The following is an 18,313-nucleotide window of genomic DNA, read 5'->3' as shown; positions in this document are numbered from 1 at the left end:
ATGAGCGATAACTAAATTTAAACTGTTAAGCAAAATCAGTACGCACGTATTAGTTTTGCATATAGAGAATCGTGAGTCTCACCTGAAATATTTTGACTGTTTAGGCTTGAGTCTGGAAGAGTCTATTTTTGCCTAGTTCTACCAGTCATATTTTTGCAATCATAAATTAATGAAATCATCTACCTGTGTGGAGATTTCACAATGCTTGACTTCTATCAAAATAAACTATAGGGACTAGAACCAAAGAAGTTTAAGTCAACAGAAGGATTTTCCGACTCTCATTCGGGCATTTGTGATTGCGCGAAAGCAGATGACAGCGCGGTTAATGATTTTGGGTGGAGGGTATGGGCGATCGCACAGTTTAGCTCGGTGAGCCAGAGTTAGTGTAGATAAGCGATCGCCCTTTGATAACTGCGGAGGATAAATTTGAGGGATGTTTTTAGACGTCGCTCCAGATGGTGAATATTTTAACTAATCTTTCTTCTTACTATTCTCTTCTTCAATGCTCTTACGCAGTTCAATAAATTGCTTTCCTGCTGATGTGATTTTTACATAGTTAGAAAGATTATTTCCCTTATAAGGGATATCGCGAATTTCTTCTATATCATCTATGTAACCTATATCTCGTAGGAAATATAGTTCCCTTTCTAATTTTGCTGATAAATCATAATTACCATAGCTACTAGAGTTAATTTTTTGGAGAGTTTTATACATTGATTCTGGTATTGATAAAATAAATAACTTATCAACTCTATTCTTGGTAGTGGTCATTTTTTTGTTGAGAGAATTGATTTTGTTGTCTATTTTATCCCGATCGAATGTCAGTGCTACTACATCATCTGCTCGTGGTATAAAAAACATTAGTAAAGCAATAAAAATCAATGCTGCTATAATTAATACTGAACCTCGTCCTGAAAATAACATCACCAGCAAAATGCCTTCAATGAAAGCAAGGCATGAAAAAGCAGCCCACCACTTTGTGGAATATTCTTGAGTCATTACTTACTCTCCTAAGAAGTTTCTATAGAAGTATTTTCTTCGGTTAAATTTAATTATAGTTTTAATTTCTAGGGATGATGAAGTTAAATCTTATGATGTCTTGATAATAGAAAAAATCAATGATAAAAAGTATAAATACTTAGAACTTTTAGAAAAATATAAAATGTTAAAAATTAACTGAAACATTAGCAATACAATCAATATAATTCAACTAAAAACATATATAGCAACCCGATTTGATGTTGGGAAAAATAAGTATTTGTAAGGTGCGTTCGGACAGAGTCCGTAACGCATCCTACTCTTCTCAAAAACCCTTGTATCTAGAAGAATAGGAGATATCACAGAGTACATTTTACATTTAATAGATGAGCGAAAATACTGATATTAAATCTGCTGAATTACCCATTATAAAAACTACACCTATTCAACGAGAGAATCTCTAAAAACATGATGGCTTCCCTGCCCTACCCGAAGAATAGAGAACAAATTTACTGTAAAAATCTAATGGTGAAAGGATAACGATAATGTTGTCCTTTATAGGCTTTTATTGCTGCAAAAATTACTAAAATTAATTGTACTAACATTAATAATAAAATTAATATACCTAAAAAAGTTAATAATGTATTAAAAAAGATTTCTAATTGTTGCGACTTTATATCAGTTGTCAAAGCAATTCCACAGGTTGTAAAAACTAAAAATAAGGAAATAATAATGACAACTAAAGTATAAATTGTCAGCGAAAGTTGAAAATTTAAAGCTTCTTTACCTTGGAAATCAATCCAAGGATTTTGTGTCTTTTTCCATCGCCAAATAATGAGCGGCCCTAATAAATTGAGTAAAGGTAGATATAAAGGTATTCCGAGCAATACTAATAAAGCCAATGGTATCCATAACAAAGCTGAGAGATGACACAGCATTGCCCAAATGCGTATTTGCTTATTGTCTTGTTCTCTCATTGATTTTTTGGTGGATTTATAAGCTAGTGCGTGTCTGACTTTGCATATATTTTCGCTATTGCCATCATGAGTCTTGTGTCCTTTATCTTTTAAAAAAGTAATGACAAATGACTAATGACAGCCTTCACGAATAAATATTTAAATTGCATACGTACCAGCTTAGAATAATTGTCCACCATAATAGTATGTAAAAATCTAGACAAAACTTAAAATCTGAGAATTTCTTGATCATAGTTTTCAGGAAGCGGTTCTATTTCCCAAACGATACCTTCACCAGGTTCTAAGGCGACTTCTACAAACAGTTGTTCTATAGTTGTTGTGGCTATATCTTCGTTATTGGGAAAAGGTTGTAAGTTTTCAGTGAGTAATTTTAGTTTAAAACCTCCAGGAATAGCTGCTCCTGGTGCAGTGTTATGCAATTCAAAACGCCAAATAGTTGTATCTGATTCGCTGGTTGGAATAATCCGCAATTCATACGATCGCCCAGCAATGGCTAACTGGCGAGAGAGAATGGTTCTGGATTGCATTTCTCCTACACTTCTTGCCCCAGCAGGGTTGAGTTGCAAATTCAAGCTATTCCAACCAAGTTGATGCGCAAGTTGAGAGACTCTACTTTCTAACCATTGTAAAACTGACCACTGTTCTGGAAGTCCTAAGCGTCGTTGATATAAGCTTTGTCTCCAACCGCCATGTTCAATTAATGCTCCCCATAATTGAAAAGGCATTTCTAATCGAGGTGTAATTATTTCTGGTTTGCCCAAGTGAGCAATCAAATTTCGTGCTTGTTGTGGTGATAGAGTGGGTAGGGGTTGAATAGAACTACGGGTATGTTCTTGCAGATAAAGTTCTCGCACTACAGCTAAAACACTAATATCGCCAATGATGTCATTGCCATCAAGAGAATATGTGCGATCGCTTGCATCGTAGTTGCCGTGAATTTTGAGTTGTTCGTGTTTACAATAGCCCCAAATTCTAATATATCGGTCATCCGGTTCAACTTGAACTGCCAGATAGTAATCGCCCACCCAGCTAGGGATGTCGATCCATTCTTGTGGAACTCGCAATTCACTATTATCTATTGCTTCGCTAGGAACCAATATTAATCGCATATCGTCTACAGAGATTGCGCATCCATTTACCAGCTCCCAAAAGCTAGGTAAAGCAGTGGTACTTGTCCAAGGCTTTGCCTGAGTAGTAAAATTTTGTTGTAACCACGGCAAGATCACACTCAGGCAAAGTTTATTCAAGTAAGCTTGATAGCAAGATGCAGAATGAGAAAAATATTGGCTCGTAAGCCAAGCTTGGTTTTGAACTTCGACAGGTATTTCTAAAATTAGCTCCTGTGGGGAAGCAAAAGTAAATCGGGCAGGGTTTCCAGTCATAAGTATTTACTTCAGAAACAAAGAGGATAAAAAGAGCAGGGGAGCAGAAGGGCAGAGAGCAGAGGGGGAAAAATTCTTGTTCCCTGTTTCCTATCCCCTATCCCCTATCACCTGTTCCCCGTTCCCTTCTTCAATAAAATTGCTTTGCAACCATTCCTCCATCACCGTACTGATACTTTTAAGTAAGTCAGAATCAATGGAAATATGCAGTTTCTGTTGGCTCCATTGAGCCAAAGATTGTAGTAATTTTTCCCTGGTTTTTGTCAGTCGGCGCGAGACGGTATACTGTTGTATCTGCAATTGCTTGGCAATCTGGTGTTGTGTGAGTCCTTGAGTGTAATAAAGGTATAGAATTTCCTGTGCTTGAGGTTCTAATTGAGCAACTGCGGTAGTCAAAACCGTGTTCAGTTCAGATAACTGCGCAGTTCTGATTTGTTGTTCTTCTTGGGTAATAATTTCATTGAGTAAGGATTCTTGCTCATTTGCTGGTATGTTGTCTAACCATTCTGTAGAATCATCTCCAGCAGTAGAAATATTAATAGAAGTTACACTGGGGTACAAAAATCTGCGTACAGCTTTGGTGCAGCTTAACAGCCAAGTCTCTAATGTTTGAGGATTTACCTCAAACTGAGTTTGAGATTTATAGGCTTGAGCGATCGCTTCCCAAGTTTGCAGATCTGGGCGTGCTAGTTGGCGAGTACCCTGAGCTTGAGTTGGTGTATAGAATATTTTAAAACAATTCCAAGCGCACACATAAGCAGTAACAGTATCTGGAGGTAAACCAGCCGCTTGTAGAGACTCGATTAAACGCTTTTGACTGATTTTTCTGAGTAGTCCCCAATCTGAACAGATATCAATTTCGTGGCGTTGCCGCAAGGTGTCACGAATAATACTACTAAAGATAGCACTAGCATAGTTTTTGAGAAAAAAACCTTGGTTAGGGTTAAACCCTTTGAAGACTTTATCAACTTGAGCGATCGCAATTTGAAAACAATCCGCGAGTTTGTATTGGCTACTAGCAAAACTTTGAGCTGCTTTTATGGATGTCCAATAACAAGATTCTTGTAGATAAGCAATCAAGTGTTCCTTTGCTACACTTTGAATCTGAGATTGCCAAACTCTATACCAGTACAATGCCCAAAATCCTTCGGAAGTATCATGTGTAGATTGTTTAATACGACTGTGCATACTCCGTCGCAGTTTAGCATCCGTTGCCCAACCACAGAAGTGATCGGCGTCGAATTGTAAAAAAGTAGAAAAAATTTCAATTAAACTTTTACGAGGCTGCATAAAAATATATTAAATAGCCTAAGTTAATCTAGTGAGATTTGAAGTACACAAGATACTTGCTCAAAACTTAACTACAAAGAGTCAAGAATATGTTTCGGCTAACTATAAAATCATAAGTAATCAGTGGGCATCGTCGCAGTGACTATGACAACTACCTGTAAGGAAATTTATTATTAGAGGCTATTTATAAAGTATTAAGTAGGGTGTGTTACGGCTATGTAGGGATTCGAGCGTTTAAGAGAGTCAGATGAGCCCTAACGCACCGCTTTAACGCAACGCCAGTTGCTACAACGCGGGAAATCCGTCCGCAGTGCTGTCTCACTACCGCACTGGCTCCCCTACAATTCAAGATTTACTTTATAAATCATCTCTTACTACAACGTATAAAGGTATTAAATTGCACTATTGTGTAACTTGAATTTTTGAGGTTAGATTAAAATAGCTCAATTAAACATAGAAATTCTCATTTTGTATTTGCTCTAGACTTAAGTATAGTTACTAAATTTAAATATAATAAATAATACAAAGTATTTGATAATAGCAAGTAATCAATAAATTATGTCCAATACTTAACATATTTTATAAATTTTTTTTCCGAAATCCATTACCAAGCCATTGTAGTATTAGCATTAAAATACCACATTGGTTAGATACACTTATGTTTGATAAGGATTTTCGTGCCTTAACAGGCAAAAAAACATCGGTCAAATTAGCGTGTCTTATAGGAATTATTGGTGTTACAACATTAATAAGTTCTCCGGTTTTAGCGAGAAGATTCTTTCCACGCTTTGCTTTGTTTCAACCGTCAGCTTATAAGAACTATCCCTATCGTACCTCCAACAGTACCATTGCTGATACTCTTACTAAAGATAAAAAATTTGCAAATTTGGTTGATGAATTGAAAGAAGCTGGGCTTTTTGACTCGCTGAAACGACCAGGTTATTTCACAATTTTTGCCCCAACAGATAGTGCCTTTGATTCTTTACCCGATAACGTCTTCAAGCGATATAGCCAGCCAGAAAACCGGATTAAAGTTTTAAAATATCATTTGGTCTCTGGTGAAATCACGCCCAAACAGGTGAACAGTGGCGCAATCAAAACTGTGGAAGGCGCAGATATTAAAATCAGCGATCGCGCTGATGGCACAGTTCAGTTAAATAATGCAAGCGCCAAACATCCTTCTACTACTACCACGAATGGTGTAATTATTGAAATTGACCAAGTACTCATCCCGGATAATTTTTAGCGTTTAGTTAATAGCATTGCTTACTGATGTATTTACAATGTAGGCTTTTTCTCGTTACCAGTATCCTTATTTCACGCTGATAACGAGAATACTTTCTATTAAGTACTCAGGCAGAATTAATTACACACATTATTTTTCCCAACCTTGTTCCCTATCCCTTGTTTCTTATTGCCAGTTGCCGACAACAACAAAAGGCGCCCAGAAATGGGGATTGCTGTACTGTTTATCTTTAAGAAGAGTTAGTTGTGCTTGCTGGAGAGCTTGTGCTTTGTTGAGCTTTGTTTGCTTGGCTTGTTCCAGCTGGCTATACAATTCGCCCATGAATTTAGCAGTACTTTCATCTTGCACTGACCATAATGTTGCCAGTGTACTACGAGCACCAGAGCGTACTGCAACTCCCGCCAGTCCCAAAGCAGCCCTTTGATCGCCAATTGCTGTCTCGCAAGCACTGAGAACTAGTAATTCGATTTGTCTGCGCGGTTTGAGTGTATTGTCTTGTAGTAAATTACCTAACTGTTTGACATTAATGCGTCTATCCCAAAATAGAATAAAAGTATCTTCAGCATTAGAGCTAAACTGAGCATGAGTAGCTAGGTGAACGATCGGAAAAGTAGAGCCATCAATCTCAGTTTGAATTTCTTTGCTAGTAAATTGATTGTCGAGAAGAGACTTAGTTGAAATTCCCAGCTTCTTAATTCGTTCTAGTTCTAACGGTACATTAGGCAATGGTTCAAAACCTTCGTGTGCTGGTAAATCATTGCGAACTTGGCTTAATCCTGCGGTTAAGGCTTGAATCCTAATATCTGCCAAGGGTTTGGGGTTAAATAGTTGCAAACCAGGAGTCAAAGCGATCGCATACTTTTCTAATAAGTAATTCTTGCCATCGTGCAGCACAGCCATAGGAATATTCCGCAGTTCTCCATCCAGCACAAACACTAGAGTTTTGGCTTTACTGCTTGCCAAGTCTTTTTCTAGAGGTCGAATTAGCCAGTTGTAAACTGTTTGGTAGTAAGGTAAAGATTCTTCAATATCACTTTGAGGAACCCTCAGAAAACGCTGCATCTGTTCTACAGTCTTGTCCAGTTCCGGTTTAGTAATCTTAGTTGTATAAAGCTGTGGAGATTTATTCGGGAGACTGAGAATTACCTCCAACCTATCTGGCAAAATAATTGGATAAATAACTGCGGCGCTAGCGTCTATTTCATCAATATTTCTGGGATTTGCCTCTACACAAGCTTCGCGAAAGAAATTGTTGATTTCAGCTAATTGCAGAGATTCAATCACATCACGAGCTTGAGTAATCCGTTTTTGACTTTCTTCGTTTTTTCCCGCTTTCTTTAGGGAATCAGCATACTCCAACTCTAACTCAACTAATTGTCGATAAATCGGTTCGACAGTATCCCGAAAAGAAAACTGTACTTCTGGGTTCACCGCTACTAAATCGCTGCGCAATGACTGCAAGGCGTTATAAGCTTTAGTATAGGCAGCGATCGCATCTGGAATTTCTTGTTGTGCTTTACGTATCCTACCCAATTGCCAAAAATACTGATAGCTAATTTGTGGTGCTTCTAGGCTAGAAACTTTACTCAAAGCTTGATTTGTGAATGTTGCTGCTTGTGATAAATCCTCCTTGTTCCCGCCCCTCTCATACAATGCACCACGATTTCCTAAAGCGTAAGCTTCAGCTTGATTGTCTCCCAAACTTTTAGCTTGTGCAGCAGAGCGAGTTAAAATTTGGTCAATATCGTTAAAAGTAGGAAGTTGAGAATTTGCCTTTAATTGGAAATTTTCTGTTTGCGCTAATTTTACTAAACTCTGAGCTAAGTTGATTTGCTGATAAATTCCCGTGCGACTTGGTGGTAAGTTACTGAGTTGAGAATTCAAAGATGTCCATAAAGCTTCTGCTTCAGAAAATCTTTTCAGTTTAAGTAAAAGACTGAGTTGATTGAGTTGTGCTTGCTGTCGCGTAATTGCAGATTTACTAAGCTTGACTACTTGACTATAAGCATCTAACGCTTTTTGGTCATAATTTTCTCGTCTACGACGTACCCTCTCGCTTTCAGCTAAAGTTTTAGCCGTGTTGCCTATACTCAGATAAGTAGCAGCTTGTTCTTCAGCAGAATTCAATTTTTGCACTAATTTTAAACTGTGTTCGAGAACAATTTCTGATTGCTCTGGTTGACCTATAACTCTTAGCAGTTCACCTAAACTTCTCAATCCCAATATAACATTTAAAGAAGGTGATTTGCTATTGCTTTCTTCAAACTTTGTTCTTAACTCTTGAGAACTTAACTGACTGAATTCTTGACAATTTTTAATTGCTATTTCTTGATTTAAAACTTCCAACAAAGTATTGCAAGCGCGAGGATAAAGACCCAAATCTTGCATAGCTTGAGCTTGATTAATCTTACTCTGTTCTAATTTATTTGGTTCATTGATTTGTCTATATATTTTAGTCGCTTCTTGCCAATTACTGAGGGCATCTGCCGCTCGTCCCATTTCTCTGTGCAAATTGCCTTGAATATCTAATGCTTGAGCTAATATTTTTAATTTTTCTTGGCTCTGGGGTTGAATCTTCAGCACAGATAAACTATCTTCACTGGCTTTTTTAGCTTGCTCCCATTGTCCTAATTGTTGATAAGTTAATGAGAGATTGCTCAAAGCCATTGCTTGGTTTAAGCTATCTTTTTGAGTAGCAAAAGCAGACACTGTTTTTTCCCATAAATCTGCCGCTTCTTGAATCTTCCCAGAACGATATAATTGGATAGCTTTGTTAGCTAGTTGTCTGGCATCCTGCTGAGTTTGTACAATTGGAATTGCTGGCGGGATTGTAGCGACAACAGGCGGAGTAGCTGCGGAAACAAGAAACAGCAAACTTGCCAAAAACAATGAACGTTTTTTATAAATTCTTTTGACCGAATTCTTTAAATTGCGAATCAAAAAGTTTTGATTAAGCTGCATATAATAATCTCCATCTCCACTTAGTTTAAAAAATTTACAAATCTTAAAAAGGTGCAGGGCAAGCCGCAGTATTTTTGGAAGAAGCACGCTGGGGAAGATTAGTAGCAGTGGGGTTGTAGGCTGTGAGAACTACATCACCTTTTTGATTGAGTACCCATCCTTGCGCGGGGACAATCTTTTTGGCACTCAGATGAGTAGATGACTGATTAATTTTTATATTTTGAGAATTGCCTCTACTTTCGACAGGCTCTACCCAATCAACACGAACATTGTCATTACTGAGCATTTCATTCGGATTAGGTGGCAAACCACCACGTCCAGTGATGATAAATTCACTACCACTACCTCTTTGACAAGGATTTTGGGCGATCTGATCTTGGGGATCTACGACAGTCTCTGGTAACTCTACTAAACCGCGACTAGGATCAACTTCTGGAGTATTGAGGGTAACACTACCGCTCAAAGAAGGATTTTGTTGTGAAACAGCAGTGATATCGTTGGTTGGTATCTGTCTTGGATCTAAATCATTTGGACGCAACCTCTCTAAGTCTTGGCGACTGCGAGGTACAAATCCAAAAATGCCAGCAGAGTTAATCGTAACTTTACCTCCTTGCCCGGTGAAAGCATTAGCAGTGATATCGCTGTTTTCGTTGGGTGTGGCAATCACAAAGCCATTTGGAGAATTGATAAAGATATTGCCACCGTTACCACCGCCAGTTTCTGCTGTACCTGCGGAGGTAGAAATCTCACTATTGCGGCGCATAAATAAGTAGTCGCGGATGTTGAGAGTGATATTACCACCGTCACCTCCCCTGGCAGTAGCTGTGATGCCTCCTCGATTGTCTAGTTTGATGGTGCGAGCTTTGATTTCTAAGTTTCCTGCGGGTTTGTTATTTTCGCTGCTGACGGTTATTTGTCCTTGATCCCTAACAATTAATTTGTCAGTATCAAGTATCAATGTACCACCGTTACCTGTACTATCTGCTGTAGCTCTTGCACTAATTGAACTCGTGAATTTACTGTTGGTTGTTTTACCAAAAACTTCACCGGATACTTCTATATAATCCTTAGCAGTGATTCGCAATGTACCTGCATTGCCATCACCCTCAGTAAATACTGTTATTGTTCCTCCATCTCTAACGCGTAATCTATCAGTTTCTATGGTTACTGTGCCGCCAAAGTCGCCTTTGGGTGGAGCCGTAGTTTCATCCTCATCTACTTGAAAACCGGCGAATATACCCCCCTGAAAGAAGTCAGCCTTGCCTGGTGTGTCATAGATGTCGATCTCAGAAGCACGAATCAATATATTGCCTGCATTGCCTTTACCGAAAACGGCAACTTGGATTTTGCCACCATCACCAATACTTAAACGTGGAGTTTCAACGGTTATGTTTCCCCCGTTACCTTCTCCTTGTCTATTCACTTGAGAAAACAAGCCAGCCGGATTTCTAATTGGTGGCTCTTCAGGATCTGGATTGGTTCCAAAGACTTTGCCGGTGATTTCTACTGACTCGGTAGCGCGAACTGTGAGATCGCCTGCATTTCCTTTGCCAAAGACTGAAGTTCCTACTTGGGCGTTTCTAATCACCAAGTTTTTCGTCTCGATAGTTAAGTCTCCACCATTTCCTGTAGCTCCTGTTTCTACGCTAGCTCGCAATGAAGGATCTACATCGGGTTCTCCTGTGCCTACAACTTCTACCAAGTCACTAGCTTTTATAAGTAGGTTGCCAGCATCTCCCTCGCCATAGGTACTCGTTGACACTACCGATCCATCTCTGATGCTCAAATGTCCAGTCTCAATAGTCAGATCTCCTCCCTGACCTTTGGCTTCTGGGTAGACACTAGTATCTAAGAAACTTTCTACAACTTCTACTAATTCAGTTGCTCGTATAAACAGGTTGCCAGCATCTCCCTCGCCCTCAGTACTGGTTGACACTCCTGCTCCATTTTGGATGCTTAAGCGTCTAGTATTGATAGTCACATCTCCTCCTTGACCTGTACCTTCTTCACGAACTCTAGAACCCAAGAAGCTAGGGAATCCATTTGTATCTTTGCCTACAAGTTTTACTAAATCAGAGGCGTTAACAGTCAAATTTCCTGCATTCCCTTGACCGAAAGTAAAAGTTGCGATTTGTGCGCCATCAGTGAGACTTAACTGTCCAGTATCAATGGTTATGTTTCCTGAGTTACCAACAGTTTCAGAATCCACATAGTTGAAAATTACACTATTTGCAACTGTTGTTGTTCCGGTAGCATTGAGTGTGATATCTCCTGCCTGACTAGCAGTTGAACCAGAACCTTGTGTTATTCCCGCATATACAACACTTTGTCCATAAATATTTATGTTTCGGGCATTAACTGCTATACTGCCTCCACCACTGGCAACTACAGAAGCGATCGCCTCATTGTTAAACAATACATCCCCTCGCGCTACACCATCGGGAAAACTCAGGCTGCCATCAGGATTTATTCCCACTGTTCCTGCTGTTGACAATCCCCCTACCTCAATTCTTCCTCCTGGTGCGAAAAGAATACCGCCATCTAAGCTAACATTACCGCCTACCAGTGCTAAAGACTTTCCCGGTTGTACTTGAAGGAAACTACTAAAAACACTATCACCTACTACAGAACGATTAGTGGTGATGTCTCCCGGATTATCCCGAAATCGCAATCCTACGGGAATATTTACATTCAATAGTGGTGCTTGTGGGTTGGCAGCACTAAATTCAAATCCATTGTCAAATACTATGCTGTTGGCTGTACTGCCAAAAAATGAACCACCTAAATCTAAGCGGGCATTCGGCCCAAAAACAATTCCGTTGGGATTAATCAAGAATAGATTTGCTGTACCCAAGTTATTGTTAATATCTACAACACCCAGTCTTCCTTGGATATTTGAGGGATTGCCACCTGTAACGCGAGTGAGAATATTTTCAATTCCAGCCGGATTAGAAAAATAAACTCCTCTATTTTCACCAACATTGAATTCCGCAAAACTGTGAAACAGATTTGAGTCGCGAGTAGTACCACCATCGATGCGATCGCTTACTATACCTCTAATCTCAACATCACGAGTAATGCTCGTTCTGCCTGTAGCATCGAGACTGCTATCTTGAACAATTTGGGCTGTGGCAATAGACATAGGTATAAAACTGCCCAGTATAGCTAGAGGTAAAGAGATAAAAAAGAGCGATCGCCCTTTCGTGTATTTCATTTGCCAACAGCATTTTACTAACGTTGCTTGGTGATATGCAGGCGATCGTCCCTTTTGGCACAAATGATCTAATTCCCAAACGCATTCTAATTTTTCCAGCAACATACTCAACTCCTCACTTTTATAATTTCGGAAAGTTAAAAAATCTTAAAAAGGTGCAGGGCAAGCCACAGTCGCTTGAGAAGAAGTGCGTTGAGGAAGATTGGTAGCAGTAGGGTTATAGGCTGTGAGAACTACATCACCTTTTTTGTTGAACACCCATCCTTGCGCGGGGACAATTTTTTTGGCTGTAGCAGAGGTTCGTGCCTGGTTAATTTTGACACTTTGAGAATTACCTCTACTGCTAGCGGCAGGCTCTATCCAATCAACACGAACATTATCGGTACTAAAGCTTTCATTGGGGCTAGGCGGTAAACCACCACGTCCGGTGATGATAAATTTGCTACCATCACCTTGTTGACAAGGATTTTGGGCAATTTGCTCTGTTGGATCTACAACATTCTCTGGTAATTCCACCAAGCCCTTACTGGGGTCAACTTCTGGGGTGTTGAGGCTGACAGTGCCACCGACACCAAGTTCGGAACTGGCAGTAATATCACTCAATGGAGTCAGGCGATCGCGTGGTTCAATGCCAAAGATAGCTTCTGCTTGGATATCAACTCTGCCTCCACTACCAGTGAATGCGTTTGCTGTGATATCGCTATTTTCTTTGGGAAAAGCAACGAGGAAACCTGTGTCAATGTTGACATTACCGCCATCGCCGCCACCTTGCTCTCTACCAGCAGTTGCAGATATTAGACTGTTGTGACGCAGTAACAATAAATCTTTGATATCTAAATTAATGTTGCCGCCTGTGGCACTACCGCTTTCAGCTGTAATTGCTCCCCGATCGAGAGTAAGATTATCAGCCTCAAGCGTTATATTACCAGCTTCTCCCGTACCTGCACTGGTTGCTGTGATAGTTCCGCCATCTTTAATTGTGACTTGTTTGGGATCAATGAAAATGCTACCGCCTTTTCCTGTAGACCCAGGAGATGTGTTAGCCAAGATACCGCTAGCAGAGCCTTCATTAAAGCCAGAAATAGTCATATCTCCTGTAACTTTAAATGCGATCGCCCCGGCGTTACCACTACTGTGAGTTGCGGTGGCTACTTGTCCGCCATTAAGTGCTTCAAAGTTTCTCGCATTGATGAAAATATTGCCGCCATCACTAGAGTTAGAAGTAGTAGCACTGATAATTGCACCGTCTGTAATTCGTAGGTTACCAGTTTCAACAAAGATATCTCCTGCTGAACCTGATGTTCCTGTTTCTGTGAGAGTAAATAATCCACTGGAAAACCCATCAGCATTAACTCCAGCAAGGGTGATGGTATCAGAAGCAGTAATTCTAATGTTTCCAGCTTCTCCTCGTCCAGCAGGAATGATATTCCCTTGATCGTCTATTGTTTGCCTAAAGATTGAAGAGTCAATCTTAGAGCCATTACTCAGGGAGAGTGAACGAGTCTCAATATTAATGTCACCACCTTTTCCTTCACCCCCGGCTTTCACACCGCTGTTAATGTCGCTGTCGGTGAGTTGAATATCAAGGGCATTAATGTTTATATCACCTGCATTTCCCTTTCCCTCGGTAAAGGAAGTTATAAATCCGTCATCTTTAATAGAGAGCAATCCTGTGGAGATACTAATATTACCTCCCTCACCCGTAGTTGTAGATTCTATGCTCTCAACAGTAGTGCTGATTTGACTGGGAACAATGTTATCAATGTCACCAGCACTAGGGCCTTGACCTTCAATAATTACAGAATCACGAGCATCAATAATAATATTTCCTGCGTTCCCTATATTCTCTGAATCTGCAAGTAATGCTGAAGCATCCTTAAGTATCAGAGAACCAGTCGTTATTTTTATATCCCCCCCATTACCGACACCTGTTTTTTCAGTTACCTCACTGATGATAATGGAGTTTGATAAAAATACTTGGTTTGGAGCGTTTATGATTATATCTCCAGGATCTCCTATCCCCTGAGTAGTACTAGCTAGTTGAGCACGCTTAGTGATCGAAAGGGAGCCAGTGGTGATATCAATTCCACCGCTATTACCTTGACCTTCTTCTCCCACATTAGTGAAGATACCGCTAGGAAATCCGCCTTCTCCGCGTCCATCAAAAGAAACAGTATCACGAGCTACAATGGTGATTTTTCCTGAATTTCCTTCTCCTTCTACATCAGATGTGATTTGACCACCATTAGTTACAAAAAGTGAACCTGTGCTGATATTTATTCCCCCACTGTTACCAACAGCATCAGACAACACGTTGTTAAATATAAAACTTCCACTCTCTCCACCATCCAAAGAAAAAGTCTCATTGATAGAGATATTTACACTACCTGCATTTCCCTGTCCAAAAGTGTTGGCACTAATTCTTCCACCATTATTTATAGACAATGACCTGGCCTGGAGATTGATATTCCCACCATTACCAACGGCACCAGAATTCACCTGATTATTAATATCGCTAAATGGATCGGCTATTGTGATCGTCTCCAAAGCATTCAGTGTGATGTCTCCTGCTTGGCTACCAACAGAACCAAAATCTGATGTTAGTCCACCACAAGCAGGATCTGCACCAATTCCAGCGCAAATATCACTACCACCGAGGATGTTGATATTCCGGGCATTAATCGCAATACTTCCTCCCCCTCCACTGGTAACATCTACTTCAGCTGCATTCATAGATATGTCTGCTCGTTCCACTCCACTGGGAAAACTTAAACTGCCATCATCATTTATTCCCACTGTTCCCGCAGTTTGTAATCCTCCTAACTCAATTCGTCCTCCAGGTGCTCTTAGTCTCTGGCCATTTAAGTTAATCCCACCGCCTACCAACGCCAAGGTCTTTTGTGGCTGAATCTCAAGAAGAGTGGGTGATTCAGGTGTTGGATTGGCAATGCTTCCCTGACTATTCCCAATGGTAATGCTTCCCGGATTATCCCGAAATCGCAAGCCTACAGGAATATTTAAATTCAATAGTGGTGCTTGTGGGTTGGCAGCACTAAATTCAAATCCATTGTCAAATACTACGCTGTTAGCTGTACTGCCAAAAAATGAACCACCTAAATCTAAACGAGCATTCGGCCCAAAAACAATTCCGTTGGGATTAATCAAGAACAGATTTGCTGTACCCAAGTTATTGTTAATATCTATAACACCCAGTCTTCCTTGGATATTTGAGGGATTGCCACCTGTAACGCGAGTGAGAATATTTTCAATCCCAGCCGGATTGGAAAAATAAACTCCCCTATTTTCACCAACATTAAATTCCGCAAAACTGTGAAACAGATTTGAGTCGCGAGTAGTACCACCATCGATGCGATCGCTTACGATACCTCTAATCTCAATATCACGAGTGATGCTAGTTCTGCCTGTGGCATCAAGACTGTTATCTTCGACAATTTGGGCTGTGGCAGAGCATATTGGTGCAAGACTGCTGATGATCGCTAGAGGTAAGGTGAAGAAAAAGAGCGATCGCCAAGCATATCCTATTTGCCAACGGTATTTAACTGAAATTGGTTGACGATATGCAGGTGATCGTCTATTAATATCTTTTTGGTTATTGTCTAAGTAATTCCGGAATAAAACCGCATGATTAAGTAACATATTAAACACCTCATTTTTACTCCTATGAGATATCGACAAATCTTAAAAAGGTGCAGGGCAAGCCACAGTAGCTTCAGAAGAAGTGCGTCGAGAAAGATTGGTAGCAGTGGGATCGTAAGCTGTGAGAACGACATCGCCTTTTTGATTGAATACCCATCCTTGCGCAGGAACAATCTTTTTGGCAGTAGCAGAGATTTGTAATTGGTTAATTTTTATATTTTGAGAATTAACTGTACTGCCGACAGGTTCTACCCAATCAACACGCACATTGTCGTTACTGAGCGTTTCATTAGGATTTGGTGGCAAACCACCACGTCCAGTGATGATAAATTCACTACCACCACCTTTTTGACAAGGGTTTTGAGCAATTTGCTCTGTTGGATCTACAACATTTTCTGGTAATTCCACTAAACCGCGACTAGGATCAACTTCTGGAGTATTGAGGGTAACACTACCGCTCAAAGAAGGATTTTGTTGTGAAACAGCAGTGATGTCGTTAGTTGGTATCTGTCTTGGATCTAAATCGTTGGGACGCAACCTTTCTAAGTCTTGGCGACTACGAGGCACAAACCCAAAAATGCCAGCAGAGTTGATCATCACCTTACCTCCCTGACCACTGCCAGCGTTGGCGGTGATATCACTGTTTTCGTTGGGTGTAGCAATCAAAAAGCCTCGGTAATTCGGGTTGTCGTTGATAAAAATATTGCCACCATTACCATCGAGTGCGGTAGCAGAGATAATACTTTCATCTCCCATCAGTAGGTAATCTTGCACATTTAAATAGATATCACCACCACTTCCTGAACTGGCTTCCGCTGTTATGGTTCCTTTATTCTCCAAGCGGATAGAATCTGCATTGATGTTGAGATTTCCTGCAAAGCCTTTTCCTCGACTTCTAACAGATATTCCTGCTCCGTCTTGAATTTTTAAAGTAGGAGTGTTAACTGTTATGTCTCCCGCCGTTCCTGTTGAACCTGGTTGTGCGGAAGTAAACAAGCCACTGGGAAACTGACCTATGACAGAGATACCAGTCAATAGCACTTTTTTAGAGGCATTTACTGTTAAATTCCCCCCATTACCTGCACCAAAAGTGCCAGCACCAATCTGTGCTCCATCGCGTACTATTAAGGAGGCTGTATGAATTGTCAAGTTACCAGCCGTTCCTGTTGAGCGTGGAAGTGCTGAAGTAGACAGCTTAGTGGGAGATTGACCTCTGGGTGAGGTACCTATAACTTGTATTTTGTCTGTAGCATTTACTGTTAAGTTTCCTCCTTTGCCTGCACCAAAAGTATCAGTTGTTATTACTGCCCCATCCTGAACTAGCAACTTACTTGTATTAATAGTCAGATTTCCTGCTGCGCCTGTAGCTCCTTCCTCAGATGAAGTAGTCAAACTACTAGCAAATAAACCACTAGCTGAAGTGCCAATCACTTGTACTTCCTCTAAAGCGTTTACTGTCAAATTTCCTGCCGCACCACTATCAAATGCTCGACTTGATACGATCGCGCCTTCCCGTACAGTTAACTTTTGGACATCAATACTGATATCTCCGCCAGGAGCAGAGGTAAAGGTATTGGCTCTGACAACAGAGGCTCTGCCTATATCTAACTGAGAAGTGCGGATAGCAATGTTACCTTTCTCCGCCAGGACTGGGATACCACTGTTATCTTCAATACTAATATCTACAAAGCTCCTCGAAATTTGGATATTCCCAAAATTTTTCACACCCCGATAATTTACTGTCCAGCCTTGGTTTGTTGGACTTAAATTAACTAGGCTATTTCCAGCCACACTACCCAGTTCAATTCGCCCTCCTGGAGCATTAAGAAAAGCACCGTCCAAGTTTATGTCACCACCCACAAGCGCCAAAGTTTTACCAGGAGGTACGATCAAACCAAGCCCCCGCAAACTACTGAGGAAACCACCAGCCCCTTGCACGGCAATACTTTCTGGTTTTGCTCTCATTTGCAAACCCACGGGTATACTAACAGTCAACAGTGGTGTACTCTCAGCAATTTTGGTGCTAAACAAGGAACCATCGGCAAATTGGATGCTATCGGCTGTACTGCCAATAAATGATCCACCAACATCTAAACGGGCATTAGAGCCAAATATAATTCCGTTTGGATTAATGAAGAAAAGATTAGCATTACCTAATACACCCAGCCTTCCTTGGATATTCGAGCGATTGCCACCTGTAACGCGAGTGAGAATATTTTCAATTCCAGCCGGATTAGAAAAATAAACTCCTCTATTTGCACCAACATTGAATTCCGCAAAACTGTGAAAAAGGTTTGAGTCGCGAGTAGTACCACCATCGATGCGATCGCTTGTTATACCCCTAATTAAAACATCACGAGTAATGCTCGTTCTGCCTGTAGCATCGAGACTGTTATCTTCAACAATTTGGGCTGTGGTAGAACATATTGGTGCAAGGCTACCCACCATAACAAAAGGCAAAATAATAAAAATCAGCGATCGCTCTTTTGCAGGTTCTACACCGTCCTTTATCGAGATTGATTGGTGATGTGCAGGCGATCGTCTGTTAATATCTTTCTTTGTATTGCTTACGTAATTCCCGAATAAAACCGCATAATTAAGTAACATA

General features: G+C 40.4%; 9 protein-coding genes. 1 reads left to right on the top strand and 8 read right to left on the bottom strand.

Annotated features, from left to right (window positions below):
- Window positions 1–471: 471 nt before the first annotated feature.
- The 4 genes from U2718_RS02850 to U2718_RS02835 all read right to left on the bottom strand — a co-directional run bounded on the left by U2718_RS02850 (window position 472) and on the right by U2718_RS02835 (window position 4,627).
- Complete coding sequence (locus U2718_RS02850) at window positions 472–999, bottom strand: hypothetical protein (RefSeq protein WP_341994881.1); 528 nt, start codon at window positions 997–999, stop codon at window positions 472–474.
- 488 nt (window positions 1,000–1,487) lie between these two features.
- Window positions 1,488–1,955 carry a DUF4870 domain-containing protein gene (locus U2718_RS02845; RefSeq protein ID WP_341994879.1) on the bottom strand — a complete coding sequence of 156 codons (468 nt, stop codon included), beginning with the start codon at window positions 1,953–1,955 and terminating at the stop codon, window positions 1,488–1,490.
- 206 nt (window positions 1,956–2,161) lie between these two features.
- Window positions 2,162–3,337: a DUF1822 family protein gene (locus U2718_RS02840; RefSeq protein ID WP_341994877.1), complete on the bottom strand. Its 1,176-nt coding sequence runs from the start codon at window positions 3,335–3,337 to the stop codon at window positions 2,162–2,164.
- A 90-nt stretch (window positions 3,338–3,427) separates the two neighbouring features.
- A complete protein-coding gene (locus U2718_RS02835) occupies window positions 3,428–4,627 on the bottom strand; it encodes a sigma-70 family RNA polymerase sigma factor (protein WP_341994875.1) in 1,200 nt (399 codons plus the stop codon).
- Window positions 4,628–5,285: 658 nt separating this feature from the next.
- Between U2718_RS02835 and U2718_RS02830 the strand changes: the two genes are divergently transcribed.
- The gene (locus U2718_RS02830; RefSeq protein WP_341994873.1) at window positions 5,286–5,873 is read left to right on the top strand and encodes a fasciclin domain-containing protein; all 588 of its coding nucleotides are present in this window, start codon (window positions 5,286–5,288) and stop codon (window positions 5,871–5,873) included.
- Window positions 5,874–6,038: 165 nt separating this feature from the next.
- Here U2718_RS02830 and U2718_RS02825 read toward each other — a convergent pair whose 3' ends face one another.
- The 4 genes from U2718_RS02825 to U2718_RS02810 are packed head-to-tail and all read right to left on the bottom strand — an operon-like array spanning window position 6,039 to window position 18,312.
- Window positions 6,039–8,834: a CHAT domain-containing protein gene (locus tag U2718_RS02825; protein ID WP_341994871.1), complete on the bottom strand. Its 2,796-nt coding sequence runs from the start codon at window positions 8,832–8,834 to the stop codon at window positions 6,039–6,041.
- 43 nt (window positions 8,835–8,877) lie between these two features.
- Window positions 8,878–12,153, bottom strand: coding sequence for an S-layer family protein (locus U2718_RS02820; RefSeq protein WP_341994869.1), 3,276 nt, complete (start codon window positions 12,151–12,153; stop codon window positions 8,878–8,880).
- A gap of 42 nt (window positions 12,154–12,195) precedes the next feature.
- Window positions 12,196–15,705 (bottom strand): filamentous hemagglutinin N-terminal domain-containing protein, encoded by a 3,510-nt coding sequence (locus U2718_RS02815; protein WP_341994867.1) that lies wholly within the window; start codon window positions 15,703–15,705, stop codon window positions 12,196–12,198.
- A 42-nt stretch (window positions 15,706–15,747) separates the two neighbouring features.
- Window positions 15,748–18,312 (bottom strand): S-layer family protein, encoded by a 2,565-nt coding sequence (locus tag U2718_RS02810; RefSeq protein WP_341994865.1) that lies wholly within the window; start codon window positions 18,310–18,312, stop codon window positions 15,748–15,750.
- Window position 18,313: the final 1 nt, after the last annotated feature.

The sequence above is a fragment of the Chlorogloeopsis sp. ULAP02 genome (assembly GCF_038404745.2).
Taxonomy (GTDB): Bacteria; Cyanobacteriota; Cyanobacteriia; order Cyanobacteriales; family Nostocaceae; genus Chlorogloeopsis.
This window is presented reverse-complemented; position numbering and strand designations above follow the sequence as displayed.